Source organism: Pantoea sp. AG702, assembly GCF_003182295.1.
GTDB lineage: Bacteria > Pseudomonadota > Gammaproteobacteria > Enterobacterales > Enterobacteriaceae > Pantoea > Pantoea ananatis.
In genome coordinates this window covers 410,908-437,904 of sequence record NZ_QGTU01000001.1, presented here as the reverse complement: position 1 = coordinate 437,904, position 26,997 = coordinate 410,908, and the positions used below count along the sequence as shown (strand labels likewise).

Sequence of the window (26,997 nt, the reverse complement as noted above, 5' to 3'; positions counted from 1 at the left end):
CTTCGTTGCTACGCCTGATGCGGTAAGGCATCGGGGTTGAGAGGCATTTTTTGATAGCTCTCTACCCACTGATGATACTTTTCACCACTTTCCCACAGGCGAGTATGCACACGCGCCAACACCACCGGATCGCTGATCAGCTGCAAGCGCTGCTCTCGATTCAGTTTTTCCGGCGCATCGCTCAGTGCCTGATCGACGCGGCGATCGCGCGCATGATCCAGTAACTGGCTCTGCTTGTGGCGTGAGGTCGCGAGCGCGGTCGCCAGAGCGTTAAACGCAGGATGGAACAGCGCATGCATAAAGCCATTTTTCAGCACGCGCTGACGGTTGAGTTCCACATAACGATCGGTATCCACCAGCTCTTTCGGCGGATCGTACTCTTCCGGGATCAGGAACAGCTTCGCTTTCTTACTCTTGATGCCGAGGCCAGAGCGGCTCGACATCACCGATACAAACGGCGACAGAATAAGCGAGAACACGATTGGCGCCAGCCACCACAGGAAGTTGAGATCCAGCCACCCCATCCCGGCAGCCCAGACAATGCCCAGGGCCATCTGCGAACCGTGACGCTTGAAGGCTTCGCTCCAGGGTGTGGCATCATCGTCACGCTGCGGTGAGTTCCAGACCACTTCCCAACCCAGGAACGCGCTTACCACAAATACGGTGTGGAACAGCATACGCACCGGTGCCAGCAGCACCGAGAACAGCATCTCCAGCAGCAGCGAGACGAACAGACGTAGCGCACCGCCGTAGGGTTTCGCCCCCTTACACCAGATCAGCACGACGCTGAGCAGTTTCGGCAGGAACAGCAGCACCAGCGTGGTCGAGAACAGCGCAATCGCCAGCTCAGGACGCCACTGGGGCCAGACCGGGAACAGCTGCCTTGGCTGCAGGAAGTAAGTGGGCTCCATGAGCGTATGCACCACCTGTAACGCGGTGGACAGTGCCAGGAACAGGAACCACAGCGGTGCCGACAGATAAGACATCACGCCCGTCAGGAAGACGGCACGGTGCACCGGGTGCATCCCTTTCACCAGAAACAGGCGGAAGTTCATCAGGTTACCGTGACACCAGCGGCGATCGCGCTTAAGTTCGTCCAGCAGGTTTGGCGGGAGCTCCTCATAGGAACCCGGCAAATCATAGGCGATCCATACGCCCCAGCCAGCACGGCGCATCAGTGCCGCTTCCACGAAGTCATGCGACAGGATGGAACCGGCAAACGAGCCTTCACCCGGCAGCGGTGCCAGTGCGCAGTGCTCGATAAACGGCTTCACACGAATGATGGCGTTATGGCCCCAGTAGTGCGACTCACCCAACTGCCAGAAGTGCAGACCGGCGGTAAACAACGGGCCGTAAACGCGGGTCGCAAACTGCTGACAACGCGCATAAAGCGTGTCCATGCCCGAGGCTTTTGGCGAAGACTGGATGATACCGGCATTAGGGTTAGCATCCATCATGCGCACCAGGCCCGTCAGACATTCACCGCTCATGACGCTGTCGGCGTCCAGCACCACCATGTAGCTATAGTTGCTGCCCCAGCGACGGCAGAAGTCATCGATGTTGCCGCTTTTACGCTTCACACGGCGACGACGACGGCGATAGAATATCTTGCCCGCGCCACCGACGTCACGTACCAGCTCCATCCAGGCTTTCTGCTCAGCGATAGCGATATCGGCATCGTAACTGTCACTCAGGATGTAAACATCAAAGTGCTCAGCATTGCCGGTACGCACCACTGATTCCCAGGTCGCCCGTAAACCGGCAAAAACGCGTCCTACATCTTCATTACAGATCGGCATGATCAGCGCGGTACGGTGCGCAGGATTAAGGGGTTCATCGCCGACGGTAGAATAGGAAATGCTGTATTTATCCCGACCAATCAGCAGTTGCAGGAAGCCCATCAACGCCGTCCAGAAACCCGCCGACACCCAACAGAACAGGATCGCAAACAGGAACAGAATCCCGGTCTGCAACACATAAGGCAGAATCTGCATAACAGACTGCTGCCAGTTCTGGTTGATCATGTCCATGGGATCCAGCAGCGTCCAGCCCTGGTAAGGCAAAATGGTTTTCATGTACCACGTCGCCACCACGGTCTGCATAATCGTGAGGATCAACAGAATATAACGACGAATGGACCCCACGTGGCGCCACTTCTCTTCCGCGCGCTGCTCTTCGGCCGAAGCATAACGGGGAACAGACTTGTGTCCCCGTAGCGAGTCCCAGGCGCGAGCCAGCGGGTTAGTGCGCCAGGCTTCCGGGAACATCAATGAACGCTTCACTTTTGGCATCGCCTTTAACGTGGTGCGATCAAGATAGTCCTTGCCTAACTGTTGTCCCCCGGCAAGTGAATCGGGCCAGGCCATTTCCACTCGCGACGACACCGATTTTAAAGGTGCATCCTCAGGGCGATCGCTGGCAGCCACATCCTGGCCCAGCGATTCGTGTAACTGGTGAAACGTCTGCGCATTTTGCAACGAAGCGGCCAGACGCGTTTTTCCTGCCGCATCCAGCGGCAGGGCTTCTACATAGCGTTGAGGTGTAAAAGTCAAATTATTCATTGGCAGGTAACTGATAGCTCCAGGTTTCCGTCAATGTCTTGTCACCGCTGACCAGCGCTGCACGCATCTCTGTCGCCTGCTTGTTATCTTTCACGCGCAGACGCAATACCAGACGCCAGCCTTTGGTGACCGGATTGTAGCGAACGCTTTGTTCGACCACTTCGGCGTTCTTGCCTACGCTGACCTGCGGCGCAACCTGACTGTCGGCAGGCATTTCACTCATGTCTTTGCCGACGAAATCGATGGTGAAGGCAACAGTGCCATCCGGTTGACGGACTAAATTCGACTGCTTCACATCGCCCGCTGAACGCAGCGTATCTTTCACCCAGGCAACATCGTCAGAATGCAGTTTGTTTTCATTACGGCCAAAGTGCAGACGGTATTTGAAATCCATCGCTTTACCCGGTTCCGGCAGGTTTTCCGGTGTCCAGAACGTCACGATGTTATCGTTCGTCTCATCTGCGGTAGGAATCTCAACCAGCTCAACGCGCCCTTTACCCCAGTCGCCGATTGGCTCAACCCAGCCGCTTGGACGCAGGTCGTAACGGTCATCCAGGTCCTGATAGTTATTGAAATCACGTCCGCGCTGTAACAGCCCGAAGCCTTTTGGATTTTCAATGGTATAGGTGCTGACGGCCAGGTGACGTGGGTTATTCAGCGGACGCCAAATCCACTCACCGTTGCCGCTGTGAATCGACAGACCGTCTGAATCATGCAGTTCAGGACGGAAATTAGACACTGGCGACGGCTGATTGCGGCCAAACAGGAACATGCTGGTTAACGGTGCAATACCCAGTTTACCTACGTTGTCGCGTAAATAGACTTTGGTCTGCACATCAACCGTGGATTCCTGGCCTGGATGGATGGTAAAGCGGTAAGCACCGGTCGCGCGTGGAGAATCCAGCAGTGCGTAGATCACCAGCTGCTTGTCCTGCGGTTTAGGTCGTTCAATCCAGAACTCTTTAAAACGCGGGAACTCTTCGCCTGATGGCAGCGCGGTGTCGATAGCCAGACCACGGGCAGACAGGCCATAAACCTGACCGGCACCGATCACGCGGAAATAGCTGGCACCGAGGAAGCTGGCGATTTCGTCATCTTTCTTGTTCTTGCTGTTCAACGGATACAGCACTTTAAAACCCGCAAAGCCGAGGTTTTTCACCGCATCGGCATCGTGTTTCACATTGCCGAAGTTGAAATAATCAGGACTGTATTTGATTTCGCGTACGGTATTGGCGGTGATCTCGTTAATTTTCACCGGCAGATCAAAGTACATCCCCTGATGGTAGAATTCGAGTTTGAACGGCGTACGCAGTTTGCCCCAATACGCTTTATCGTGGTTGAACTGAATCTGCTGGTAGTCAGCAAATTTCATATCACGAAATTGAGAGGGTAAATTGCTTTTTGGCGCTTCGAAGCTTTTTCCGGACAGATCTTTGGCTTGTTTTGCCACATCATCAAAATTAAACGCCCAACTGTTGTTGGCATACAAAGCCAGCAGGACTGCCGCGCCAATCCAGCGCATTTTCGTCAGCCCAACATTATTTTTTTCTTTAGTCAGCACATCCCCCCCTTTCGTGTGCTTAATACAAACCCGCTTATCTTAATGGATAATTCGGCTTTCCGACAGCACATGCACAACAATGTTCCCGATAATCCTCTGCTCGAGGGGTGATTTTAGGACAATTAAACGTTACGGGCTCAACTGAGATTCAACTGATAGTATACTCTGTTATCTGCAGCTAGAATTTCCTTCCGACATAATACGGTTTCAGGGCGAAACCGGCTAAAAACGTACTAACGAACTGGAACTTTATGAGTACAACAAAAACTGAGCGTGAGTATTTTCTCGACTCGATCCGGGCCTGTTTGATGTTATTGGGCGTGCCGTTTCACGTTTCCCTGATCTATTCGTCGCAGAAATGGGCCGTCAACAGCAGCGACGCTTCGCTATGGCTTACGACCCTGAATGATTTTATTCATGCGTTCCGCATGCAGGTGTTTTTTGTCATCTCCGGCTACTTCTCTTACATGCTCTATCTGCGCTATCAGCCCCGACGCTTTCTGAAAGTTCGTCTGGAGCGGGTCGGCATTCCGATGCTGACGGCGGTGCCCTTAATTACGCTGCCACAGTTCTTTATGCTGAAGGCATGGACAAGCAAATACGCGGACTGGAGCGCCCTGCCGCCCTACGCGAAATTCAACAACCTGATGTGGGAGCTGATCTCCCACCTGTGGTTTTTACTGGTGCTGTTAATTCTTACCACACTCGGCATGATCACGTTCCGCTGGTTGCGGGATCAAAAGCGTAACATTGATTATCAACACGTGGGCTGGGGGAAACTGGCGCTTGGCCTGTTGATCTGGGGCCTGATGTGGGGCGCTTTTCGACGTGTTGTCTTTTACACGAATCCAACCCTGTTAAGCGATGCGCTGTTTAATTTCGTGGTGATGCAGTCCCTGTTCTACCTGCCCTTTTTTATGCTGGGCGCACTCAGTTGGAAACATCAGGCGCTGAAACAGCTGTTCGTGCGGGTGAATCCCGTGCTGTTCATTGGCGCAGTGCTGCTGCTGGTGGCATATATTGTCAATCAACGCACAAGCAGTGGTGAAGGCTGGTTGTATGAGCTGGACGCGTTAATCAGCAGCATGATGGGACTTTGCATGCTGAACGTCTGTTACAGTCTGGGACATAAACTGCTTAACTCACATTCGCCAGGCATTATGTATCTGGTTAACGCCTCGCTGTTTATTTATCTGGTGCACCATCCCCTGACGCTGTTGTACGGCATTTATGTGACGCCTGTACTGCATAACAATACGCTGGGCTTCCTGCTGGGTCTGGTCATGGTATTTGGCGTGTCATTCACGTTGTATGAGTTGCACCTGCGTATTCCTCTTCTGCGTTTTCTGTTTTCCGGTAAGCCGCAGAAGCGCTAATGATAAGGCGATCGCTGCCGATCGCCTTGCTTCAAAGCAGCCACTCAATAGGCAATCGCCACACCAGTCGAACCTGCAGACGCTGCCACCAGCTGCAGCCGGGTTCATGCTTGTGAACAACCTGCTGCGCCTCGCCGGGATACTCCAGCCAGTTTACTCTTCCCCACTTGTCCAGCCGCAACGTCCAGGCCCGATCGCGCATTGAGTCGCTAAAACGCTGATGGGTTTCGGCGGCCAGTTTTTCACTTTCAATGACCAGCCCCATTTCGGTGTTGAGCACCGCCGAGCGTGGATCGAAGTTAAATGAGCCGATAAACAGGATTTTTTCATCCACTGAAAAGGTTTTCGCGTGCAAACTTGAGCCTGAATTACCGGTCAAGCCGCGATCGTGCGGCGTGTCATTCAGGCCGGCCTGGGGTTTTAATTCGAAAAGCGAAATCCCGTGCCGCAACAGCTTTTTCCGCCATTTTGCATAGCCCGCATGCACAATGGACACATCGTTTGCCGCCAGCGAGTTCGTTAACACCGCGATCTTCACCCCTTTGCGCTTCATCGCCAGCAGTTGGGCAACGCCCGCGCGGGTTGGCACAAAGTAAGCGGAAATGATGTCGAACTGATGCTGAGGCGCGCCGATCACTTCCATCATTCGCTGAGGCAGAAGTGACTTACGCCGGGCTTTTCCCAGGCCCTTGCGCGGATCGTCACTCAACAGTCGCGTTTTGGCCCAGACAAAAGGCAGATCGTCCTGAGTCAGTTGATCGATCAGCGAGGACTTATTCAGGCGCTGAAGATAATGCTGTACGGTCTCGCTTTCACGCCACTCCGGCGGTAACACCACATCCGGATGCGCCGACATCGGCTGATCCAGCACCTCGCATAGCGGCGAAACGGGTTTACTGTTCCAGTAGCGTTCAAAATCTTCGGCCACTTCGTTAACCACCGAGCCGATAGCCAGCACGTCGAGATCGGCAAACAGGGGTTCGTTGCCCGTACCAAAATATTCGTCGCCAATGTTACGTCCACCGACTACCGTCGTGACGCCATCCGCCGTGAAGCTCTTATTATGCATCCGCCGGTTGAGGCGGGCGAAGTCGGTGAGATAGCCCAGCGCGCGCAGGGTACGAAAGGAGAACGGATTGAACAGCCTGACGGTAATGTTGGGATGGTGATTCAGCTGCGCCAGCGTATCATCCAGCCCTGGCGTATTGTTATCGTCCAGCAGCAGCCGTACGATCACCCCGCGATTGGCGGCCGCCAGCATGGCACTGAACAGCAACCTGCCCGACATATCGTTTTGCCAGATATAGTATTGTATATCCAGCGTCTTCGCAGCTTTCTCCATCAGCAGGTAACGTGCGGCAAAAGCATCCAGCCCGTCACTGAGTGGATGAATGCCGCTCAACCCCGGATAGTGCAAACAAAGCGGAACCAGCCGCTCTTCAAGCCAGCTCTGCCGTGATGGGCTCTGGGGCAAATCAAACGCTTCGGTCATGGATATTCCCTGAATCATACTGTCATTTATTATTATTCCTCCGGGCGCCAGAGTATGCCAGCGCCGGTTGCACATCAGCCATGCTGATGGCACCGTTTTTTAGTCTAGACTTAGTCGAACGATCTGTGACTGTCATTTGTCCGGCAGGAGAGGAATATGAGTCAATCGCCCTTAACTGACGACCGTTTACGCCATCATCCCCGCCTGTTCCAGAGCTTTTTTCAGGGCAGCTTCCCCTGTTCCACCGCACGCCGCACGCCGGGCAAACGGCTGGATATGGTGATCAGCAGCGGGCACGATATGCTGCTTAAAAAAGACTATGCGGCACTGGTCGATCTGCATCTGTTGACCGCGCGGGATGGTGCACGCTGGCACCTGATTGAAAAAACGCCTAACCAGTACGACTGGAGCAGTTTCCTGCCAATGGTCGAAGCGGCACGGGATAACCAGTTGCAGGTCATCTGGGAACTGGCCCACTTTGGCTATCCCGATCATATTTCTGTCTGGAAAGCCGGGTTCGTCGACCACTTCGAACGTTATGCCCGGGAAATGGCGCGCATTATCCGCGATCAGGGCATTCAGCAGGCTTTTTTCACGCCCGTAAACCAGATCTCATTCTGGTCCTGGGCAGGTGCCGACGTGGCCTGGTTTAATCCCCATGCCAGTCAGCGTGGTAAAGAGCTTAAGCGGCAACTGGTTCGTGCTTCTCTGGCTGCCATGCAGGCAATTCGTGAGGTGATACCCGACGCCCGTTTTGTGCTGACCGATCCTTTGGTGCAGATTGCCCATCATCCCGATAACCCCGACAGTAAACCCGGGGCTGATGCACAGCATCAGGCGCAGTTTGAAGCCTGGGATATGTTAGCCGGACGTGTCGATAAAGAACTGGGCGGGCACGAAGATTTTCTGGATATTCTGGGCCTGAACTACTATCCGGATAACCACTGGTTCTTCCCCGATCGGCCAATGGACAGAGACGACCCGGTACGCGCCCCGCTCCATATTCTGCTGGCGCAATACTGGCAGCGTTACCAACGTCCCATGCTGATAGCCGAAACCGGTGCCGAAGGCGAAGCTCGCGCGCCCTGGCTACAGGAGGTCAGTGAAAACGTTGCCGTTGCCCTGGATCAGGGCATTGCGATGGAGGGCATTTCGCTCTATCCCGTGGTGGAGTACCCGGCATGGGCAGACGACAGGCGTTCTCCGGGGTCACTACTGGGCCTCGCTGATCCCAATGGCAACCGCACCGTGCATGAGGACCTGGCACTGGTGCTGCGCAGTCAGCAGATAAAGTTCACTAAGCGCGATCAGAGCTGACGCGAGGGCGGTTTGGGATAACAGGTTTGCGTATCAAGGCGCTCCGGCGGCGAGGCAAGGCGGCTGTCGTTTAGCCACGTCACCACAAACAAGAAAGTGACGCCGATCAGGCAAGCGGTCAGCAGGCCAATAATCGCAATCAGTTTATCATCTCTCGATTCCATCCCTCACTCCTTTCAGGTCCGGTTGATAAACACTAACTCATCCAAAGCGTGACGATCAAAACGAAAATAATCAGCGTGACCGAGGTTACTGCCAGCACCACAATCGCAAAGTGAGCATCGGCAAGGGGCTGAACCACAGGTTCATCGTGCTCTTCTGGTGGGCTGGGTAAAAGCATGCTCTTCCTGGTTAACGCGTGGCTCAAAGGTGCATTTGCGGGCTACAGTGTAGAGCAATCTTATTCAGGAATCCGTTATTTTACAAACCCGCCCTGATGGCGCGGCACGACCGGGATGTGCCGCCCTTCAGCCCCTGCCATACCGGATAGTGCGACGCTATTTCCCGGCAGACCAGCCGCCGCCCAGCGCGCGATACAGCTCAATTTGCGCCTGCAGTAGATTATTTTTGACCGTCACCAGGTTCAGTTGAGTCGCAAACAGGGTGCGCTGTGCATCCAGCTCGTCCAGATAAGAGGCATAACCGTTTTGGTAGCGTTCGGTCGCGATGCGCAACGCGTCGGCGACAAACTGTTCCTGTTGACGAAGCGCTTCCTGTTGCGCCTCGCCCTGGCGAATCGCATCCAGTGCATTATTCACCTCTGAAAAGGCGTTTCGCACCACTTTCTCATAGCTGTACAAAGCCTGATTACGCGAAGCCATGGAGACATCCACCTGCGCGGTTAACGCTTCGCGGTTGAGTAAGGGGGCCAGAATACTGCCGCCGACGCTCCACAGGCGGAAAGGATCGTCCACCAGCTGATGCAACACGGAACTCTGAAGCGTGCCTGAGGCAGTGAGGTTAATTCCCGGCAGCAGCTTCGCTTTGGATGACGCCAGCGTGGCATCGGCGGCCAGCAGTTGACGCTGTGCCTGCACGATATCAGGACGACGATTCAGCAGTGCAGACGGCAGCACGCCCGGCATAACCTGCGGCATGATGGCCGTGAACGCCCGATGGCGTGCGATTTCACGTGGATTCATCCCTACCAGGATGCTGAGCGCATTTTCCTGTTGCGCAATTTGATGCTGGAGTTGCGGAACCTGAGCTTTAGCGGACTGATACTCAGATGAAGCCTGCATCCACTCCAGCCGGGAGGTATATCCCGTTTCGAATTGGCGCTGCGCCAGTTTGAGCGAGTTGTGCCGCGTTGCCAGCGTAGCCTCGGTAACGCGCAGTTGCTCATCCAGCGCGCACAGCGTCATATAACCGGAAGCCACCGAACTGGCGATGGTCAGCTCGGCTGCCGAGGCGGCGGCCTGCTGTGCCTCCAGCGTCGCCTGCGCCGCATCGATCGAACGGCTGCGCGCGCCCCACAAATCCACATTGTAGCTGGCCTGTAGCTGCCCCTGAAAAACCGAGGTGTCATTAGGCTGTCCCGTCGCCGCGGATAATGCGCGCTGACGCGTCGCCGCGACGCCGCCGCTGAGCGTCGGAAAATTGTCCCCTTCCGTTGCTCGTAGCTGGGCCCGATACTGATCAACCCGTGAACGGGCGATCAGGATATCCGGATTATTACGCAATGCCTGATCCACCAGGCGATTAAGATCGGCGTCGCCAAAGGCCTGCCACCATGCGGCTTCAGGTGGCGCAGAAGGCCCTACCCGATCGCGCCACTGTGGGGGAATGGGCAAGGCGGACGGGGCTTTGTCGACCTGGGTGCTGCACCCTGCCAGCACGACCGCCAGCAGGGCAGCGGCTATACGCAAGCCCTTCATGGCGTTTTCTCTCCCTCTCCGTCCACGTGTGCGGCCGTGTCAATGCTGACCTCAACCGACATACCGGGACGCAGCTGTTGCTGGACCTCTGGCGCCACATCAATACGTACCGGAATACGCTGAGCGATTTTAACGAAGTTGCCGGTCGCATTGTCCGGCGATATTGCACTGAATTCTGAACCTGCAGCAGGTGAAAGATATTCAACGCGACCCTGGAAGGTTTTACCATCCAGTGCATCCACACGAATCGTTACCGGCAGCCCCGGACGAATATGCGCCAGCTGCGTTTCTTTGTAGTTCGCGATAATCCACTTATGGTTGGGCACCACCGACGTCAGGCGCGTACCGGCCGTCACGTAGGCGCCTTTACGCACGGATAGCTGTCCGAGTTGCCCTTCGTCAGGTGAGGTAATGCGCGTGTTGGCCAGATCGATTTCCGCCAGTTCCAGAGCGGCCTTTGCACTGGCCACGTCCCCTTCAAGCGAGGCACGGTTAACAATGACCGTTTGCAAGTTTTGCTGGGCCACCGCAACCTGCGCTTCCGCCTGATGCAGCTGAGCCAGCCCCTGCGCATTCGCCGCGCGCGCCGCATCGCGTTCGCGCATCGAGAGCGAACCGTCTGCGGCCAGATTTTCAACACGTTTTAGATCCAGACCGCTTTTCACCGCCTGGGCTTTGGCGTTTTCCAGCGCCGCTTTATTACTCTGAATCGTGGCCTGCGCGCTGAGGCGCTGCTGCTGATTATTATTGAGTGCAGCCTGCTTCATGGCCAGCTGCGCCTGCGCCTGGTGCACGCGCTGACGATAGATACGATCGTCAATGGTCATCAGTAACTGACCTTTTTTAACCGGCTGCAGGTCAACCACATCCACCTGGGTCAGATAACCATTTACCTGCGGGCTGATAAACGTGACCTGCCCGCGGACATAAGCATTTTCCGTGCTCTGAACGGAACTGGTGAAAGGCCAAAGCTGCCAGGCATACAGAATAACCAGCACGCCTGTCACCACAATACCGCTGCCTAAGGCAATCGAGAGAATACGACGGCGGTTGGCCCGATCGCGCTCTGCTGCCTGAAGTTCATCCTGTTGACTCATTGTTGCTCCGTTCGTTCTTGTGCGGCGGCAAGCTGACGCTGCTCTGCCAGATTGAAGGTGGCCTGTCGCCAGTCGAGATAGCGCCGACGCGTTAAGCGCCACAGCACCCACATCAGGGTAATCAGCGCCAGAGCCGCCGTCAGCAGATAGGTATCGTTATAGGCCAGTACGTTGGCCTGCAAGGTTGCGACTGACTGAAGTTGGCTGGTGCTTTGTGCACTTAGCAGGGCGCTGTCGCTGATCTGACTGGTAAACAGGGCGCCGTATTGGCTAAGCCGTTCACTGACGTTGGGATCCAGTAACGATAATTGATCGCCAAGAAGACTGGAGTGATATTTTTCACGCCAGGTTTGAAAGGTGCCCAGAATCGCCGAGCCGATTAAGCCGCCCAGATTTTGGCTCATGCCAAACAACACCACAAAACTGACCAGATTTTTCGGCTGGGTCACCACGCTACCAATGCCCATCAGCATGGCGGGCGCCATAAAAAAGGCGCTGCCGAATCCCAGTAAAAACTGGCTTAAGTACATGTTGTTCGCACGAGTAACCGGGCTGGATTGCGCGTCCATCAGTGAGGCGATGATCATCACGATGAGTGACACCACAATCGGCCAGTTGAGATGCGTTGGCTTAATGGTTAGCGCACTGGCTGCAATGCCGGCAATCACCCCGGCGATGATCGCCCAGGCTAAGCCGTGCAGCTGATCGTTTTGTAGGCCAATTTGCTGCAAAAAACCTATCGCACCGGTATTCTGCTCCGCCAGCACGATACGAATCATGATCATCACGATGCCCAGACGCACGATCATCCCGTTGCTGAGCCAGCGCGTATTGATCAGCGGATTGCGGCGGTTATGCTCAATCACAAAAGCCGTGACGATCAGCACCAACGCCAGCGCAGCACAAACGCCGAGCCAGGGCGTGCTAAACCACCATTCAATTCGGCCAAGTGACAGTACGCCGCACAGCAGTGCCATGCCCGGTGCCAGCAGCATAAAGGTGACGAAATCCATCTTCTCAAACGCCTTAATACGATCGCCCGGCGGCAGCTTAACCACTAACACCGCGCCCAACGCAATCAGCGCTAACCCCAGCTCAAACAGATAAAGCCCGCGCCACTCCTCAAGCTGGAGCAACTCGCTGGAAAAGAGTCGGGCCAGCGGAATCGCCAACTGCGAAACGGTAAGGCCAATAACCAGGGCCTTCAGGCGATGTTTAGCCGGCCACGCCTGCACCTGATAATAGATCCCTAGCGAGCTCAGGGCAGCGCCCACCATGCCATGGGCGGTGCGTACGATAATCGCCGAACTGAGATCGTTGGCAAAGAGATGGAAAAAGGCGACTAAGACATAAAGTACAAGAAAGGCTTCGGTGAAAACCCGCAGTCCAAACTGCTGACGAAATTTCACCAGCAGCAGGTTGATGGAGATATTCCCCATCACATATACCGCCGGTAGCCAGGCGATTTCATTGGAGTAAGCGGCAAAGGTTCCTTGCAGATTCGTGAGGTTCGCACTGACCAGCGCGTTGCTCAGTGCACCGGTCAGGGAGATCAGCAGGCCAATCAGCCCAAACGCAATGCGTTTAGGCGTTGAGTGCAGCGGCGTCGAAGGCGACCCCGGCAGCATAGGTTTTTCATGTGGCAACCATTCACGCGCAGCGTAGGGATTGCGCCGGGCCATAATTACATCGTTCCCATTCGGGTCAGCAGTGTCTCTAAAATTCGCTCAACCACCGCGAGCTCCTGAGGATCGATATCAGCCAGCAGCTCAGCACGTAAGGCATCCGCGTGGGTTTTAACGTTGGCGAACGCGTCATTCCCTTTTTCGGTCAGCACCAGGTGACGTTTGCGGCGATCTTCGGCTGGCTGCACGCGCGTCAGTAAATCCTGCTTCACCAGACGATCCACCAGCGGCACCATACTGGCATCCTCCAGCCCCATCCGTTGCGCCAGTTCCGTTTGCGTAAGCCGCTGAGGTTCGCTGGCAATAAGCCCAATCGCCATCCAACTGCTGGTACTTAAGCCACTGTCTTTCAAATGACGATCGACGGCCAGACGCCAGGCATGAGCAGTAAGATGGAGCAAGTGCGTAAAGGTACGGGTAGATGACATTTAAATAGCAACCTAATGATTAGAGTTCTAATTAGTTGAATAAGTTATTATACGCAAAGCAAATTGCGAATGAAAAGTGTCTGCTCTGTTAAATACTGGATAATCGCGGCAGAATGTCCAGGTTGATACTGTCGTAAAAGTTTAGTGGAGTAAAATGCGTGTGAAAGACTCAACAGACAGCTGGGTGGATTTGCGTCGCGACCCAAACAGCGGTATTGAATCTCTGCGGGCGCATTTTACCGGTCATGCCTACGATCCTCACTGGCATGACAGCTATTTAATTGGCGTGACTGAGCAAGGCGTACAGCAGTTCCATTCCCGACGCCAGCGTCATCATAGCCGCCCCGGCACCGTCTTCATGTTAGAACCTGAAGAACTGCATGACGGCGATGCCGTTGATGCCCAGGGTTTTACCTACCGTATGCTGTATCTTTCGCCTCATCAGCTACATCAGCAGCTTGCGCCAGCCTGTCTTGATGGACTCCCCTGCGGAGAGCTACGCTTTGCCAGCACGCTGAAAGACGATGGTCAACTCTCCTGGGCGGTCTGGCACGCGTTTGACGCTTTCTGGCACGATCATCCCCGGCTCATTAAAGATGCAGCGCTGGATCGCTTATTCCAGCAACTCCGTTATTCTCCCGTCTTGCGCGGCGCCCGGGCAGAGACAGCACCGTCGCTGGCGCATCAGGCGCGCGACTGGTTGATGGCTTATCATGCGGAAAATCCCGGCATTGCCGAGCTGGCGCAGGCGCTCAACGTCGATCGGTTTCGCCTCTCCCGGCTGTTTCAAAAACAATGGGGCCTGCCGCCGCACGCCTGGTTAGTGCAGTGGCGCCTGAGCCAGGCGCGCCGTCGGCTGGCCATCGGTGAATCGCCCGCACAGGTTGCAGCCGAGCTGGGTTTCGCCGACCAGAGCCATCTGGGGCGCTGGTTCAAACGCGCCTGCCAACTGACGCCCGCGCGTTACCAGCAACTGTGCACAAATCTTCCAGACGCCTGAGCTGAGCCTTGCCACAATGGCTTTTTGCCTCAGGAGATGAAAATGACAGAACCACGATGTGTAATGATATTGAACAGCGCGTTACCCGCTGGCAAAGCAACCAATGCCGCAGCCGTTATCGCCCTGACCGTGGGTCAGCGGCACCCTTCCCTTGCAGGCGAAGCCCTTGAGGATGCCGCCACCCGGCGCTTTCCCGGCCTGATACCGGTAGGCATCCCCGTGCTGGCCGCTGATGCACAGCAGCTCAGCGCATTATGGCCGCAGGCTGAGCAGGCGGAATGCGATATTGTGGTGTTTCCGGAAGAAGGTCAGTCGACGACAGACTATGGCGCCTTTACTGCCGCCATGAAGACACAACCGGCATCGGAATGGCGTCTGCTGGGCGTGGCTATCGTCGGGGACAAGAAGAAGGTCCGTAAACTCACCGCGAAACTTCACCTGTTTGCTTAACCTGCTGTGAATCGTGCTGCTCACGCGCCGATTTTTCAACTTGTACACATTTCCCTGTACAGATTAACGGCAAATAATTTACCTAAAATGCTGATTGTTAACCATTAGCATTTTTTGCTTAATAATTTACTTGTACAATCAAAGTTACATTGTATAACTTTACAGCCAACGAGTTGTGATCACGACTCTGTAACGAATGATGCATCTGCGTCGCCTCTGAAGGTGTAATGGATTTCCACCCTCAGAGGTTTCTTTTTTGATTATCTCGACCTGTTTACGGCGTTGGGTTCCATTGTATTTTATGCGATGGCTTTTAGGTCTGTTTGTCCTGCTGTCCGCCCGGGTAGCTGGCTATTTGAAAGGCTAACACATGCAAAACACACTGCCCCAAACTGATAAAGAGATTGCTGACTACTTTACCGTTGCTAGTAACAAGCCTGACAGTGATATGGAAATTCTTGGACTGGTGGTTGCAGAAATTCTGCAGTCAGGCATGGCTGTGAATAACAAAGCGATAATTTCTAAGCTGATTCATCGTCTTGAACTGGAAAGTGACAAAGTTTCACTGGATGTTTATCGTCACCTGCTGGAGATGGTGGTGTATAAGACCCCTGACGACTTAACGGTATAGTCCTTTCTCCATGGATGGAGTCATTTCGCTTTCTCTGGCTTCTTCGTTTATCCATCGGTAACATCTGCCCCTCACCATATCCTGTCCTCCTTGCCTTTCGCGCAAGATATGAATAAAAGAGCCTGCACAACATTATGATTCAACAAAACGATGTCGCCACGACCGCCGTTGTGGAAAACGATATCAGTGTGGGGCGCGTACTGCGCTCGCCTGCACTGCTTACCCGAGAATGTCTGGCTGGCGTCATTACGGCCCTGGCACTGATTCCTGAAGTGATCTCTTTCTCTGTTATCGCGGGCGTCGATCCCAAAGTCAGCCTGGTCGCCTCTGTTGTACTTTGCCTGACGCTGTCCATTCTTGGCGGACGGCCGGCCATGGTGACGGCGGCGGCGGGTTCGGTGGCGCTGGTGATTGGCCCGATGGTACATGCCCATGGCGTGGCCTACATTCTGCCTGCGGTCGTGATGGCCGGACTGATTCAGATTCTGTTTGGTGTCACCGGCATGTCACGGGCGATGCGCTATATCCCACGTTCGGTGATGATCGGCTTTGTGAATGCGCTTGGCGTGTTGATTTTCTTTGCTCAGGTTCCCCATGTCTGGGGTCAGTCGCCTGTAGTATGGGCTCTGTTCGCACTCACTCTGGCGATTGTGCTACTGTTGCCCCGAGTGCTTAAAAGTGTTCCTTCCCCTCTGGTCGCCATTATCGTTGTGACCGGCGTGGCGCTGCTGATGGGTTACCGGGTACCGAATGTGGGGGATGAAGGCCCGATGAGTGCCGGCTTACCTGACTTTACGGCCTTAGCCGTACCGCTCGATCGCCACACGCTGCAAATCGTCTGGCCCACGGCGCTCAGCATTGCGTTTGTCGGGCTGATGGAATCGCTGCTGACCGCCAAATTAGTTGATGATCTTACGGACACGCCTTCCAGCAAACGGCGCGAATCCTGGGGGCTGGGCATAGGCAATATTTTTGCTGGCTTTTACGGCGGCATCGCCGGCTGCGCCATGATTGGCCAGACCATTGTTAACGTAGAACTCGGCAAAGCGCGCAGTCGGGTATCAACGATTGCGGCGGGCCTGGTCCTGCTGCTTCTCGTCACCGGCCTGAGCCACATTATGGCGAAGATCCCTATGGTTGTTCTGGCCGGAATCATGATGGTGGTCGCCGTCAAGACGGTAAACTGGCACAGCCTGCAACCGGCAACCCTGAAACGGATGCCCTGGTCAGAAACGCTGGTGATGGCGCTGACGGTAGGCATTACGGTACTCACCGGTAATCTCGCGCTTGGGGTACTGGCCGGGGTTATCGTTGCGATGATGTTATTTGCACGCCGCGTTGCGCATGTCATTCATGCCGAAAGGCAGCTAAGCGAAGACGGGCAGTCGGTGCGTTACACCGTGCGCGGGCCGCTGTTTTTTGCCAGCAGCAACGATTTGTTTGAGCACTTTGATTACGCGCAGGATCCGAAATCCGTCATTATCGACCTCACCCACGCGCAAATCTGGGATGCCTCCAGCGTCGCCGCGCTGGATGGAATCGAATATCGCTACCAGCGCTATGGCACGCACGTGACTATAGAAGGACTGGATCTGCGCAGCAGTGATTTCCATCGCCGCTTGACCGGTAATCTGAGCTGAGTCACTGGCCTGCTGCCTGAGCGCAGCAGGCCGCAGTCAGGCTTGCTGGCGGCGGGCTTTGTAGCGGGCCACCATGGTGATGAGTGCCTGGTATAGCAACCCGGCATACAGGCTCATTAAAATAGCCAGTCCAATCTCTTTGCCCTGCGCCTGCCATGACATAAACCACATGAAGACGCCCCACAGAACCGAAAAAATCAGCCATCCGCGGACGAATTTCAAAATGCCATTCATAACATTACTCCTCTACATTGATGCGCTACCTTAACCGGAGTGAAGACAAAAAGCCGAATCATCATCGTGAGATGAGAAGTATCTCAAAAAACAAACAAATGGCCTTCCTCGCTTCGCTTTTACCCTTCGCCGCCCTATTTTTAGTTACGGGTGTCTACAATTAGCTTACTGTTAATTTCATAAGGGAAATAGAATGAATCGTCGTCTGTCCTTTTTAGCCGCTGCTTTTGTCGTTTCCACGCTCAGCGCCTGCGCACCGCCGCCGCCAGGTCCGGGTTGCGGCGCGCCACCGCCGCCGCACGATCGTCGTCCACCACCACCGCCTCCACCGCCAGAACAGGCTTTCGCGCCACCACCTCCTCGGGCTGACGCCCCTCCTCCGCCCCCTCCAGCCGCAACCGGCGAACAACCGCCTCCGCCACCGGCTCGCACCTGGTAACGTTTTAGCAGCGATGTTAAGTCTGACCGCCTTACAGCCGGGCCGCAGGATAGCGGCCGGGCTGACTCATCTGAACCACCTATCTCAGGCTGTCACCGCGAAGTGGCAGGGCGAGAGCGATAAACACGTTTGACATGAATAAGCTCTGCCAGGGTTATCGCCGGGCGTAACAGAAGTTGAAGGCTGCCGACCACAAATAACCAGGTACCGCCAGTCATTAGCGAATCGAAGAAAAAAAGAACGCTTCCTGTCAAAAACCATATCGCGATAAAGAGATCGTTCAGTGCCCCAAGGGCCCGGTAGCGGCGCGCTATGATGATGTGGTCTGAACCGAAATCGATTTCTGCTTTATTTGTATCAAAATTTTCACTCAAGTTATGCTTTGACAAAACAAATTTCCTTTCAATCAATATTTGGCATGTTTTAAAAACATTGAAGAGATTATTTCCCGCTAAAGACACAAATACTCTTTTTTTTAATTTGAAATCATATCCTTATGAATCACCCCATATGTAATCCACTCATAATCAGGAATATCTGGCTGCAAATTAGGTCAAACGGCAGATTTTTTGGCAAATTCGTAAGGTGTCATCCAGCCCAGTGCATAATGGGGGTGACATTGATTAAAGTGTATGCACCAGGTCTCGATTTGCACTGTGCATCTTCCAGAGATACGAACCCGTTCTCGTTCAGACATCCCTGTCACAACCTGCTGTTAAACGACTAAAGCTTAGCGTTGTCTATCAGTGTTTCCGGGAGTGAGAATTCGATCCTAATCCCTCTTTCCTACACCAATCCACCCATAACTTTCCCATTAAATTCAAAATATTAGCGGTTTTCAGTCAATGAGGTAAAGGACCCTTGATCGCTATGTTGTTCAGCATTTCGGCTACATCTGTCAGACGCAGATTCTGCCGCACGCAGATCCCAGCGGGTGTAAAAATCGATAACCGTAAGCAGGCGCAATCGTCGCCTGTCAAGCAGCGCGTCCGAGACAAAATCCATGCCCCAAACGTGATTCGAATATAAGCCCTGAACCTGCGGCGGTGTTCGCAGGGCAGATTTATTGCGACGTGGCCGTCTGAGTCGTAGAGACAGCCCCTGTTCACAGTAGAGGCGGAAGACCGGTTTGTGCTTGTCGCACCAGCCCTCACGCCGGAGCATTGCGTGTACCCTGCTGTATCTGTAATGAATGGGCGTTTTGGTGAATTCATGGACGAGCAGGCCCAGTGCGCTGTCATCGGCAGCAACAAAATAATACCTGAACGAATTGCGGCTGAGCCATAACGCAAATAGATTTGTCTTTCGCTGGCACCGTATCGGGCCTGTTAATTCCCGTTCTAATCCCGGAGTCATAACAATGTCAGCTCTTTTTTGCCAGAACATCCTGTTGCATCGCCTTGTCGAGGCCGAGATCGGCAACCAGCCTCTTAAGCAACAGGTTTTCTTCTTGGCGTTGCCGCATATGATTGAGTTTAGAAGGGTAAGTTTCGCCGTATCTCTTACACCAAGCCTAAAAGGTGGCATCGGAAATACCTAGCTTGCAATAAACATCCGGCACGGACATATCCGATTCGGCCTGTTTCGAGGCAAAGATAATCTGCTCTTCGGGGAGTCGTGACTTTTTCATCGGCACCTCCGCTCAAGGGAATGTTTAACATGCCGGGATTTTGATTCTTAATGGAACATGATTTCAGCCAGGACCACTTACCTTGTCTAGACAATTCACTTTTATGCATGGACTACTTAAAGCGGGTTTTAACATTGAAATCACTAAATGTGCCAAATTTACGATAAATTAGTCAAATGCACTTCCATTGCGCATGAAACAAAGCTTACTCCTCCTTTTGTAAGTTCACAGAAATTACTCATAACCCATTGTACTTATTGACTTTCCCCACCCCCGCAAAACTTCCTTGATAAGGTTGGGATGATGTTTTGTGAAAAAAAGCACCAACCTCATAAATGTTACGTTACAATGCGTTTTTAATAATTTCACAAGTAATCAATATGCCACTTCAACTTACTCTGCTTTTATGGATGCTAGCGCTTCTATTTATAACGGGTATTCTGTTTAGTACAAAACTTTTTTCCTTTATGGATAAGGATACCTCTGGTCGCATTCACAGAATTGATGGATTGAGATTTTTCCTCGCATTCATGGTTGCCTTTCATCACTTTGTGCTAAGTTATGAATATTTTCATGGTCATCCATGGCTTCTTAGCTCATTAAATGATTATCCGGTGAATCAAAAAATTGGCTCTTTTGGCGTTGCACTATTTTTTATGGTGTCCGGTTACGTTTTTGCCCACACAAACGTAAAATCATGGTTCCACTTCTACAAAAAAAGAGTCTTGCGTATCGCTCCACTTTTTATGCTTTCTTCAACTCTCTGTCTCGCTATTGCCTTCTGGATTCAGCGACATGAAATTAGTACAAATGATTTATTATCAAAATTTTATTTTTGGTTCGATGCCGGGTTAACAGGAAAGAAACCCGATGTTTTTGGGATGCATGACACTCAGTTTATTAACGCAGGCGTAACATGGACACTTTTTTGGGAATGGGCTTTTTATTTCTCACTCCCTGTAGCCTACGTATTACGTGACAAAATTGGTTTGATACCTGTTGCATCGGCAATCATTTTCGCTTCCGTATACTTTGTATCTACACAAAATCCAGCACTTGCTTCATATGCCTCATTCTTTGCAATTGGTGCTATAGGAAAAGAACTTACAACAACATCTGCGCAAAGCAAAACGTTTTATAATATCGGTGCATCACTATCTTTTGCAGTTGTGATACTTATTTCCGACAGCAGTTTCAACATTTACTTTATGCCTGCAGTAGCATCAACTTTCTTTTTCATAGCCATCGGTGGTAATCTTTTTGGTCTTTTAAACATTAAAGGCTTTATTAGATTAGGCGATGCGAGCTATAGCATCTATATGCTGCACGGCATAGCCTGGTTTTGCATGAATAGATTCATTCAATCTCATAATTTCCACTTAGATCAGATGCAGTATATGGTTGTATCGGGCACTGTTTTTTTGTTCTTCTTAATAGCCTGTTCATTAAGTTACAAATTTGTCGAACTCCCCTTTATTAATCTTGGCAAGAAATCATGAAATTACCTATACTTTAAAAGTAGATTAGACAATTGGAGAGCTCGCCATATCCGATTAAGGAATGGCGAGATACATATCATAATATCCTGATTATGTTATATATCTGGAAAAGCCTCTCTACGTCGCATTGATAAAATCCACTATCAGCCTTCAACAAAAAAGTAGGCATCGGCAGTAATTTTTTATTATCTACGCACCATGTTTAAGGACTAAAGTTTTAATCAAAGTACTGTTAGTTGCAGAACCCCCCCAGACTGCGCTACTTTGAAATTGATATGAAACTTACCGCTCCCTCTTTCATATCTAAGTAATGCCTACCAACTGATAAAACATTATCAGACGCATTCGAAAATGCGTCTTGTGATAGTCTTAGTGAAACGAACGTGCTTGTTTACTGGACCTTATCTGCCTGAATGGTCACAGAACCTGTATTGTCTGCGCAGTTGTCATCACCAATGTAAGCGATAAGATAATAATTGCTTCCAGCCACATTAATCTGTTGTGGTGTACTGCTGATTGCAGACCCCCATCTTGCCGTACTCATTCCACCAGCCATAACAACCCGATCAATCTGACATGAACTTCCTGTGACGCAGTTGGCGCTATTCGACGTCAGGTAAATATTATAGGTACCCGCATCAAGGTTGAATTTCAGAGGCGAACCACTTTGAACCTTACTGTTAACGGCCTGAGGATCAAAGCAGTTATTTTTGGCATCGACGACAAAAGATGCAGCCTGACTACCAAACGACAGTGATACTAAACTCAATGCGATGAACGATTTTAATTTCATTATGGTGACTCCCGTTTAATTTGATGTAATTGACTGAGCGCGTTCCGGCCTTCACGGCACAGCCCTTGCGCTCGATTTCATTCTGTACTGAGGCTTGTGAGAGTACTACGGACATGCGTCCGGCTATCGATGGCACGTCAACAGAAGAGAACAGCCGTCATAAAGCCTGGCAATCAGGATTTTCAAGATATGTCGTTGCGGCTTTTAACTGCCTCAGGTTGAGACAGACAGTGACGGGATTACAAATGGAAAAACGGTATGAGGAATAACCATCTCAAAATATCTTTTGTGAGAGCGCGATTGATCACTATGTCCAGTTGAGCCTGAATACAGGGTATGTGAAAAATTGCGGGTATGAAACAATCGCACTGAGCCTGTGCCAACCACAGTCCTGGCAGCAGGTGTTCCAGACCGGTAAAAGTCGAGTGCTTACCCTCGCGCCGGTTTAGCTACGTCTTTCATCTCAGCGGAAAACTTCCGCAGCTTATGAGTGAAAGTCACAAGCATTAACCCAAGATAAACCGTGCCTGCCTATACAAGCTCGTAGCGTGATACCCGACGATAGAGCGTTAAGGACAGGGATATACATTGGAAAAAGATGTCTCGCGATAAGAAAAGAGGCCAATCAGGGTCATTAATTTTATGAAGAATATCTGAGGAAAGTTAAAGACCGGCAAACCATTGAAGTATAAGAATAAAAAAACAAATGATCGTTGTCGTTTTTATCCAAATTTAGATCTGAAGGTTTCTGCTTCCCAGCCGATAATCAAAATGTAATCGATAGTACCTTATCTTTATAGCCCTGTTCGCTATGCCCACATCCGAGTGGGCTTTTTTATATCTGACGCAGGCATATCGTGCCTTTTATCGATCAAATCTCATTCAGTTGTATCTAAAAAGCACGATCACTGTATGCTTCCACAGTCAGTCAAAATTGACTGCTGGATTTTCCCTTGTAACAGTTTCTGCCTGTGTAACGCAGGCCTTTTTAATTTACTGCCTTCCCTGCCCTGACAAACTCCGCCGCCATTCTGTAAACCTCCGCCTGAAGTGGATTCGTCTCCTCTTTCATCCAGTCTTCAAGTATTTCAGCAAGCTCTAAATCAAAAAAACCTTCTTTTAAATCAAGCAGTTCCAGCACGGCTTTACCGATTGCGGTAAAGATAATATAGGGCCGTTCATCATCGTCGTCCATGTGAGCCTAAGTTGTGAAACGGAAATTCAGCATAGCACATAAAATGAGCAATTAATTTTATTCCTGCGGTTGAAGGCTTCCCTGCTCTTTTGGCTGTTGCCCATCAAGCTCAAACGCTAGCGCTGATGCCGCTGACTACAGCCTGCACGCATCTGTTTTCCTCTTTAGTTTGTGAACGACCTGGCCTTGAGTTTTCGACGCGGGCCTAAAGCTGAGGGATGCCAAAATGCAGGTTTATGCAAGGCAGGAGAGTACGAGGATAAGGATGGGCTGAAAGTCCATGATGAAAGATGGCAGCAAAAAATGTCATCGCCAATTCATCGCCACTGCCGAATTTCAGATACAAAAAACCGCCCAAAGAGGCGGCTTAAACGACATTGCTACTACTTGATTTTATTGGTGTTTCAATATGGTGCCCGGGGCGGGACTTGAACCCGCACGACCTTGCGATCGAGGGATTTTAAATCCCTTGTGTCTACCGATTTCACCACCCGGGCGAGGTATAACTGGAGGCGCGTCCCGGAGTCGAACCGAGGTACACGGATTTGCAATCCGCTGCATAGCCACTCTGCCAACGCGCCTTAAACTTGTCTGCTGCCAGGTTATCCTGACCTGCTAATTTGGAGCGGGAAACGAGACTCGAACTCGCGACCCCGACCTTGGCAAGGTCGTGCTCTACCAACTGAGCTATTCCCGCATCATCTTACCGTTCAGTTTACTGCCTGCTGAAGAGCTCGATATTTAATGCACTTCATCGAACTTACTGATTTTTCTTAGCTTCTGCAGCTGTGCTGCCGTTCGATGCGATGCATTCTACTGAGATGACGCGATGAGTCAATAAAATTATCCCCACATTGCGTCCGTTTGCTGCTTTTTAAATCGTATCGATCACGGTTCGAGCAAATCCCCGCGCGCCGCGCTCAGATACTGAAACATCGACCAGAAAGTCAGCACTGCCGCAATGTATAACGCAACGACACCCACGCCAACAACCATGCTGTCCGGACGCCACAACAAGGCAAAAAGTGAGAACATCTGTGCCGTTGTTTTTACTTTACCAATCCAGGAAACGGCAACACTGCTGCGTTTGCCGATTTCAGCCATCCATTCGCGCAGCGCGGAAATAATAATTTCTCGTGCAATCATCGTTGCGGCTGGCAGCGTGATCCACCAGGCATGAAAGTACTCTGCAACCAATACCAGGGCAATTGCCACCATGACTTTATCGGCAACTGGATCGAGGAAAGCGCCAAAGCGGGTTGTCTGCTTCCAGCGACGCGCCAGAAAGCCGTCGAACCAGTCGGTCACGGCTGCCACAACAAAGATCAACGCGGTAACAAATGGCGCCCAGTGGAACGGCAGATAGAAAGCCAGCACAAAGAACGGAATAAGAACGACGCGAAACAGGGTAAGACAGGTCGGAATGTTAAATTGCATATGCTGGTAACTGTCTGGATTGGGTGGTGTTTAACGTATGTTCCTACATTGCCCACCCTGTTTCAATGCTAGTGTTTCAACGAGTAGTAGATTTTTTCCGCCAAAGCATGGGATATGCCAGGGACATTCGCGATCTCTTCCACCGATGCATTCATCAGCGGTTGCAGGCCCCCCATGTACTTAAGCAGCTGCTGGCGTCGTTTTGGCCCCACACCTTCAATGCTTTCCAGAGCACTGGTATTTTTCACTTTGGCCCGTTTTTTACGGTGCCCTGAAATAGCATGATTGTGAGCATCATCACGAATATGCTGAATCACGTGCAGCGCTGGTGCATCAGGCGACAGGGAAATCCCCTCGCCCTCCGCCTCGAAAAACAGAGTTTCAAGACCGGCTTTGCGATCGGTGCCTTTTGCTACGCCCAGTAAAATGGGACGTGATTTATCCCAGCTCACGTCCAGTTCGGCAAAAACCTGCTTTGCCTGAGCCAATTGGCCTTTACCGCCGTCGATCAAAATGACATCGGGGATCTTCTCTTCCTCAATCGCTTTTCCATAACGGCGACGCAGCACCTGATTCATCGCTGCATAATCATCACCAGGCGTGATGCCGGCAATGTTATAGCGGCGATAATCGGCACGGAGGGGACCGTTTTGATCGAACACGACACAGGACGCGATGGTCTGCTCTCCCATGGTATGGCTGATATCAAAACACTCCATTCGGGTGATCTTATCCAACTCCAGAAACTCGGCTAACGCAGTGAGACGCTGATGAATGGTCGAGTGCTGAGACAAACGGGTTTTTAATGCCGAACCGGCATTGGTTCGTGCCAGTTTGAGATAGCGCGCGCGATCACCACGAGGTTTACTTTGAATATTCACCCGACGCCCGGCTAATTCGGTCAGCGACTCAGACAGCAGTTCGCGCTCAGGTAAGGTGAAATCCAGCAAAATTTCACCGGGCAGCGTCCGCATTTCGCTACCCTGCAAATAAAACTGCCCCACAAAGGTTTGCACGACTTCCGCCAGATCGGTATCGGCGGGCACCTTTGGAAAATAGCTTCGGCTTCCCAACACTTTACCCTGACGGATAAACAGCACGTGTAAACAGGCCATACCGGCATCGTAGGCCACGCCAATCACATCCAGGTCGTCGCCCTGATTAGACACAAACTGTTTTTCGGTGACGCGCCTGACGGCCTGGATCTGGTCGCGCAGGCGTGCCGCTTCTTCAAACCGCAGGGCATGACTTGCATCTTCCATACGGCGGACCAGTAAATTCAGCACCTGATCATCCTTACCCGCCAGAAACAGCCGCACGTAATCCGTTTGCTGTGCGTACTCTTCCTCACTCACCAGCCCGGCAACACAGGGACCCAGGCAGCGGCCAATCTGGTATTGCAGGCAGGGGCGCGTACGGTTGCGATACACGCTGTTCTCGCATTGACGGATAGGAAACACTTTTTGCAGCAGCGCCAGCGTTTCTCGTACCGCGTAGCCATTGGGGAACGGGCCGAAATATTCGCCTTTCGCGTGTTTCGCGCCCCGATGCATCGCCAGGCGAGGATGAACATCGCTGCTGAGAAAAATGTAGGGGTAGGATTTATCGTCGCGCAACAGAACGTTGTAGCGCGGTTGATAAAGCTTGATGTAATTGTGCTCAAGCAACAACGCTTCGGTTTCAGTATGGGTTACGGTGACATCGATGTGATGGATGTTACTCACCAGCGCTTCGGTTTTTCGGCTGCCAACGTTCGTACGAAAATAGCTCGTAAGCCGCTTTTTCAGATCTTTGGCTTTGCCGACATAGATAACCGTTCCGGAAGCGTCATACATCCGGTATACGCCGGGTTCACTGGTGACCGTACTCAGAAAGATTTTGGGATTAAAGAGGTCACTCACTACTTATTAACGGCTCCGCATTATACAGGCCATGTCTGATGGCCAGATGCGTTAACTCTACATCGCCACTGATATTCAGTTTGCTGAACATCCGGTAACGGTAGCTGTTAACGGTTTTAGGACTGAGATTAAGCTGCTCGGAAATTTCCGTCACCTTTTGCCCCTTGGTGATCATCAGCATAATCTGCAATTCCCTTTCCGACAAACAGCTGAAGGGAGATTCGGCTTTTTGTGGCTCAATCTGGCTAAGCGCCATTTGTTGAGCGATGTCCGATGCAATGTAGCGCTGCCCGGCGTTGACCGAGCGAATCGCGTTTACCACTTCCTGTGGCGCTGCGCCCTTACTGAGATAACCTGCGGCACCAGCCTGCATGACTTTTGCCGGCAGGGGGTTTTCAGTATGGATAGTCAGCATGATGATTTTGATATCAGGGTTGTAGCGCACGATTTTTCGCGTCGCCTCCAGCCCGCCGATGCCCGGCATGTTCATATCCATTAAAATGACATCAACCTGATTAGCACGGCACCACTTAACGGCATCTTCACCACAACAGGCTTCGCCAGCGATCACCAGACCTTTAATATCTTCGAGAATACGGCGGATACCGGCACGTACCAGTTCATGGTCATCGACAAGAAGGACAGTGATCAACGCGAAGCACTCCGCAGCTAATAAGAGGTAGCATTTAACGATTGCAAGCGGCAATCATACCCGTTTTTGCATTAAAAGCACATATACAAAGTCGTGGAAGGA

At 52.1% G+C, this 26,997-nt stretch carries 25 protein-coding genes and 3 tRNA genes; 7 read left to right on the top strand and 21 right to left on the bottom strand.

What is annotated here, in order from left to right; all coding sequences use genetic code 11:
• Window positions 1-8: 8 nt before the first annotated feature.
• Window positions 9-2,561, bottom strand: coding sequence for a glucans biosynthesis glucosyltransferase MdoH (mdoH, locus tag DFO57_RS02055; protein WP_013025323.1), 2,553 nt, complete (start codon window positions 2,559-2,561; stop codon window positions 9-11).
• Complete coding sequence (locus DFO57_RS02050) at window positions 2,554-4,092, bottom strand: glucan biosynthesis protein G (protein WP_041457564.1); 1,539 nt, start codon at window positions 4,090-4,092, stop codon at window positions 2,554-2,556. The genes mdoH and DFO57_RS02050 overlap by 8 nt, the downstream gene beginning before the upstream one ends.
• A 281-nt stretch (window positions 4,093-4,373) precedes the next feature.
• Between DFO57_RS02050 and mdoC the strand changes: the two genes are divergently transcribed.
• Complete coding sequence (mdoC, locus tag DFO57_RS02045; protein ID WP_013025321.1) at window positions 4,374-5,498, top strand: glucans biosynthesis protein MdoC; 1,125 nt, start codon at window positions 4,374-4,376, stop codon at window positions 5,496-5,498.
• Between the two features lie 31 nt (window positions 5,499-5,529).
• Here the strand turns inward: mdoC and DFO57_RS02040 are convergent, their stop codons facing one another.
• Window positions 5,530-6,990 (bottom strand): phospholipase D family protein, encoded by a 1,461-nt coding sequence (locus DFO57_RS02040; RefSeq protein WP_110015018.1) that lies wholly within the window; start codon window positions 6,988-6,990, stop codon window positions 5,530-5,532.
• Between the two features lie 156 nt (window positions 6,991-7,146).
• On the opposite strand from DFO57_RS02040, the gene DFO57_RS02035 reads away from it, so the two are divergent.
• Complete coding sequence (locus tag DFO57_RS02035) at window positions 7,147-8,307, top strand: beta-glucosidase (protein WP_110015017.1); 1,161 nt, start codon at window positions 7,147-7,149, stop codon at window positions 8,305-8,307.
• Here DFO57_RS02035 and DFO57_RS22720 read toward each other — a convergent pair.
• From DFO57_RS22720 to DFO57_RS02015, 6 genes are all read right to left on the bottom strand, one after another.
• Window positions 8,298-8,471 (bottom strand): hypothetical protein, encoded by a 174-nt coding sequence (locus DFO57_RS22720; protein WP_014606151.1) that lies wholly within the window; start codon window positions 8,469-8,471, stop codon window positions 8,298-8,300. The genes DFO57_RS02035 and DFO57_RS22720 overlap by 10 nt on opposite strands.
• Window positions 8,472-8,503: 32 nt before the next feature.
• Window positions 8,504-8,647, bottom strand: a complete 144-nt coding sequence (locus tag DFO57_RS22715) for a hypothetical protein (protein WP_014606152.1) — start codon at window positions 8,645-8,647, stop codon at window positions 8,504-8,506.
• A gap of 157 nt (window positions 8,648-8,804) precedes the next feature.
• Window positions 8,805-10,184: an efflux transporter outer membrane subunit gene (locus tag DFO57_RS02030; protein ID WP_013025316.1), complete on the bottom strand. Its 1,380-nt coding sequence runs from the start codon at window positions 10,182-10,184 to the stop codon at window positions 8,805-8,807.
• Window positions 10,181-11,281: an HlyD family secretion protein gene (locus tag DFO57_RS02025; RefSeq protein WP_014593401.1), complete on the bottom strand. Its 1,101-nt coding sequence runs from the start codon at window positions 11,279-11,281 to the stop codon at window positions 10,181-10,183. Before DFO57_RS02025 ends, DFO57_RS02030 begins: the two co-directional genes overlap by 4 nt.
• Window positions 11,278-12,963, bottom strand: a complete 1,686-nt coding sequence (locus DFO57_RS02020; RefSeq protein WP_014606155.1) for an MFS transporter — start codon at window positions 12,961-12,963, stop codon at window positions 11,278-11,280. The genes DFO57_RS02025 and DFO57_RS02020 overlap by 4 nt, the downstream gene beginning before the upstream one ends.
• 2 nt (window positions 12,964-12,965) lie before the next feature.
• A complete protein-coding gene (locus tag DFO57_RS02015; RefSeq protein ID WP_013025313.1) occupies window positions 12,966-13,394 on the bottom strand; it encodes a MarR family winged helix-turn-helix transcriptional regulator in 429 nt (142 codons plus the stop codon).
• Between the two features lie 154 nt (window positions 13,395-13,548).
• On the opposite strand from DFO57_RS02015, the gene DFO57_RS02010 reads away from it, so the two are divergent.
• From DFO57_RS02010 to DFO57_RS01995, 4 genes are all read left to right on the top strand, one after another.
• Window positions 13,549-14,394 carry an AraC family transcriptional regulator gene (locus DFO57_RS02010; RefSeq protein ID WP_019105721.1) on the top strand — a complete coding sequence of 282 codons (846 nt, stop codon included), beginning with the start codon at window positions 13,549-13,551 and terminating at the stop codon, window positions 14,392-14,394.
• A gap of 42 nt (window positions 14,395-14,436) precedes the next feature.
• The gene (locus tag DFO57_RS02005; RefSeq protein WP_110015016.1) at window positions 14,437-14,844 is read left to right on the top strand and encodes a DUF2000 domain-containing protein; all 408 of its coding nucleotides are present in this window, start codon (window positions 14,437-14,439) and stop codon (window positions 14,842-14,844) included.
• 370 nt (window positions 14,845-15,214) lie between these two features.
• Complete coding sequence (locus DFO57_RS02000) at window positions 15,215-15,475, top strand: biofilm/acid-resistance regulator YmgB/AriR (RefSeq protein ID WP_110015015.1); 261 nt, start codon at window positions 15,215-15,217, stop codon at window positions 15,473-15,475.
• 134 nt (window positions 15,476-15,609) lie between these two features.
• On the top strand, window positions 15,610-17,115 hold the full coding sequence (locus DFO57_RS01995; RefSeq protein ID WP_199226560.1) for a SulP family inorganic anion transporter: 1,506 nt from the start codon (window positions 15,610-15,612) through the stop codon (window positions 17,113-17,115).
• A gap of 36 nt (window positions 17,116-17,151) precedes the next feature.
• Here DFO57_RS01995 and DFO57_RS01990 read toward each other — a convergent pair whose 3' ends face one another.
• The 4 genes from DFO57_RS01990 to DFO57_RS23030 form a co-directional block, all read right to left on the bottom strand.
• Window positions 17,152-17,349, bottom strand: coding sequence for a DUF6404 family protein (locus DFO57_RS01990; RefSeq protein ID WP_013025308.1), 198 nt, complete (start codon window positions 17,347-17,349; stop codon window positions 17,152-17,154).
• Window positions 17,350-17,591: 242 nt separating this feature from the next.
• Window positions 17,592-17,771, bottom strand: coding sequence for a hypothetical protein (locus DFO57_RS22645; RefSeq protein ID WP_185860301.1), 180 nt, complete (start codon window positions 17,769-17,771; stop codon window positions 17,592-17,594).
• A 109-nt stretch (window positions 17,772-17,880) separates the two neighbouring features.
• On the bottom strand, window positions 17,881-18,249 hold the full coding sequence (locus DFO57_RS01980) for a YrhK family protein (RefSeq protein WP_227022867.1): 369 nt from the start codon (window positions 18,247-18,249) through the stop codon (window positions 17,881-17,883).
• Between the two features lie 92 nt (window positions 18,250-18,341).
• Window positions 18,342-18,485 carry an integrase core domain-containing protein gene (locus DFO57_RS23030; protein ID WP_369974471.1) on the bottom strand — a complete coding sequence of 48 codons (144 nt, stop codon included), beginning with the start codon at window positions 18,483-18,485 and terminating at the stop codon, window positions 18,342-18,344.
• Between the two features lie 1,313 nt (window positions 18,486-19,798).
• Between DFO57_RS23030 and DFO57_RS01970 the strand changes: the two genes are divergently transcribed.
• Complete coding sequence (locus tag DFO57_RS01970) at window positions 19,799-20,917, top strand: acyltransferase (protein WP_064352663.1); 1,119 nt, start codon at window positions 19,799-19,801, stop codon at window positions 20,915-20,917.
• A 391-nt stretch (window positions 20,918-21,308) separates the two neighbouring features.
• On the opposite strand, the gene DFO57_RS01965 is transcribed toward DFO57_RS01970, so the two are convergent.
• The 8 genes from DFO57_RS01965 to uvrY all read right to left on the bottom strand — a co-directional run bounded on the left by DFO57_RS01965 (window position 21,309) and on the right by uvrY (window position 26,895).
• Window positions 21,309-21,710: a hypothetical protein gene (locus tag DFO57_RS01965; RefSeq protein ID WP_014606160.1), complete on the bottom strand. Its 402-nt coding sequence runs from the start codon at window positions 21,708-21,710 to the stop codon at window positions 21,309-21,311.
• 988 nt (window positions 21,711-22,698) lie between these two features.
• Window positions 22,699-22,905, bottom strand: a complete 207-nt coding sequence (locus tag DFO57_RS01960) for a hypothetical protein (RefSeq protein WP_110015013.1) — start codon at window positions 22,903-22,905, stop codon at window positions 22,699-22,701.
• Between the two features lie 410 nt (window positions 22,906-23,315).
• Window positions 23,316-23,402: transfer RNA gene (locus DFO57_RS01955), tRNA-Leu, on the bottom strand.
• 10 nt (window positions 23,403-23,412) lie between these two features.
• Window positions 23,413-23,486 (bottom strand) — tRNA-Cys (locus tag DFO57_RS01950).
• 40 nt (window positions 23,487-23,526) lie between these two features.
• Window positions 23,527-23,602, bottom strand: a tRNA-Gly gene (locus DFO57_RS01945).
• Window positions 23,603-23,793: 191 nt separating this feature from the next.
• Window positions 23,794-24,342, bottom strand: coding sequence for a CDP-diacylglycerol--glycerol-3-phosphate 3-phosphatidyltransferase (pgsA, locus tag DFO57_RS01940; protein WP_006118776.1), 549 nt, complete (start codon window positions 24,340-24,342; stop codon window positions 23,794-23,796).
• Between the two features lie 68 nt (window positions 24,343-24,410).
• Window positions 24,411-26,243, bottom strand: a complete 1,833-nt coding sequence (gene uvrC, locus DFO57_RS01935; protein ID WP_013025304.1) for an excinuclease ABC subunit UvrC — start codon at window positions 26,241-26,243, stop codon at window positions 24,411-24,413.
• Window positions 26,236-26,895: a UvrY/SirA/GacA family response regulator transcription factor gene (uvrY, locus tag DFO57_RS01930; RefSeq protein WP_013025303.1), complete on the bottom strand. Its 660-nt coding sequence runs from the start codon at window positions 26,893-26,895 to the stop codon at window positions 26,236-26,238. Before uvrY ends, uvrC begins: the two co-directional genes overlap by 8 nt.
• Window positions 26,896-26,997: the final 102 nt, after the last annotated feature.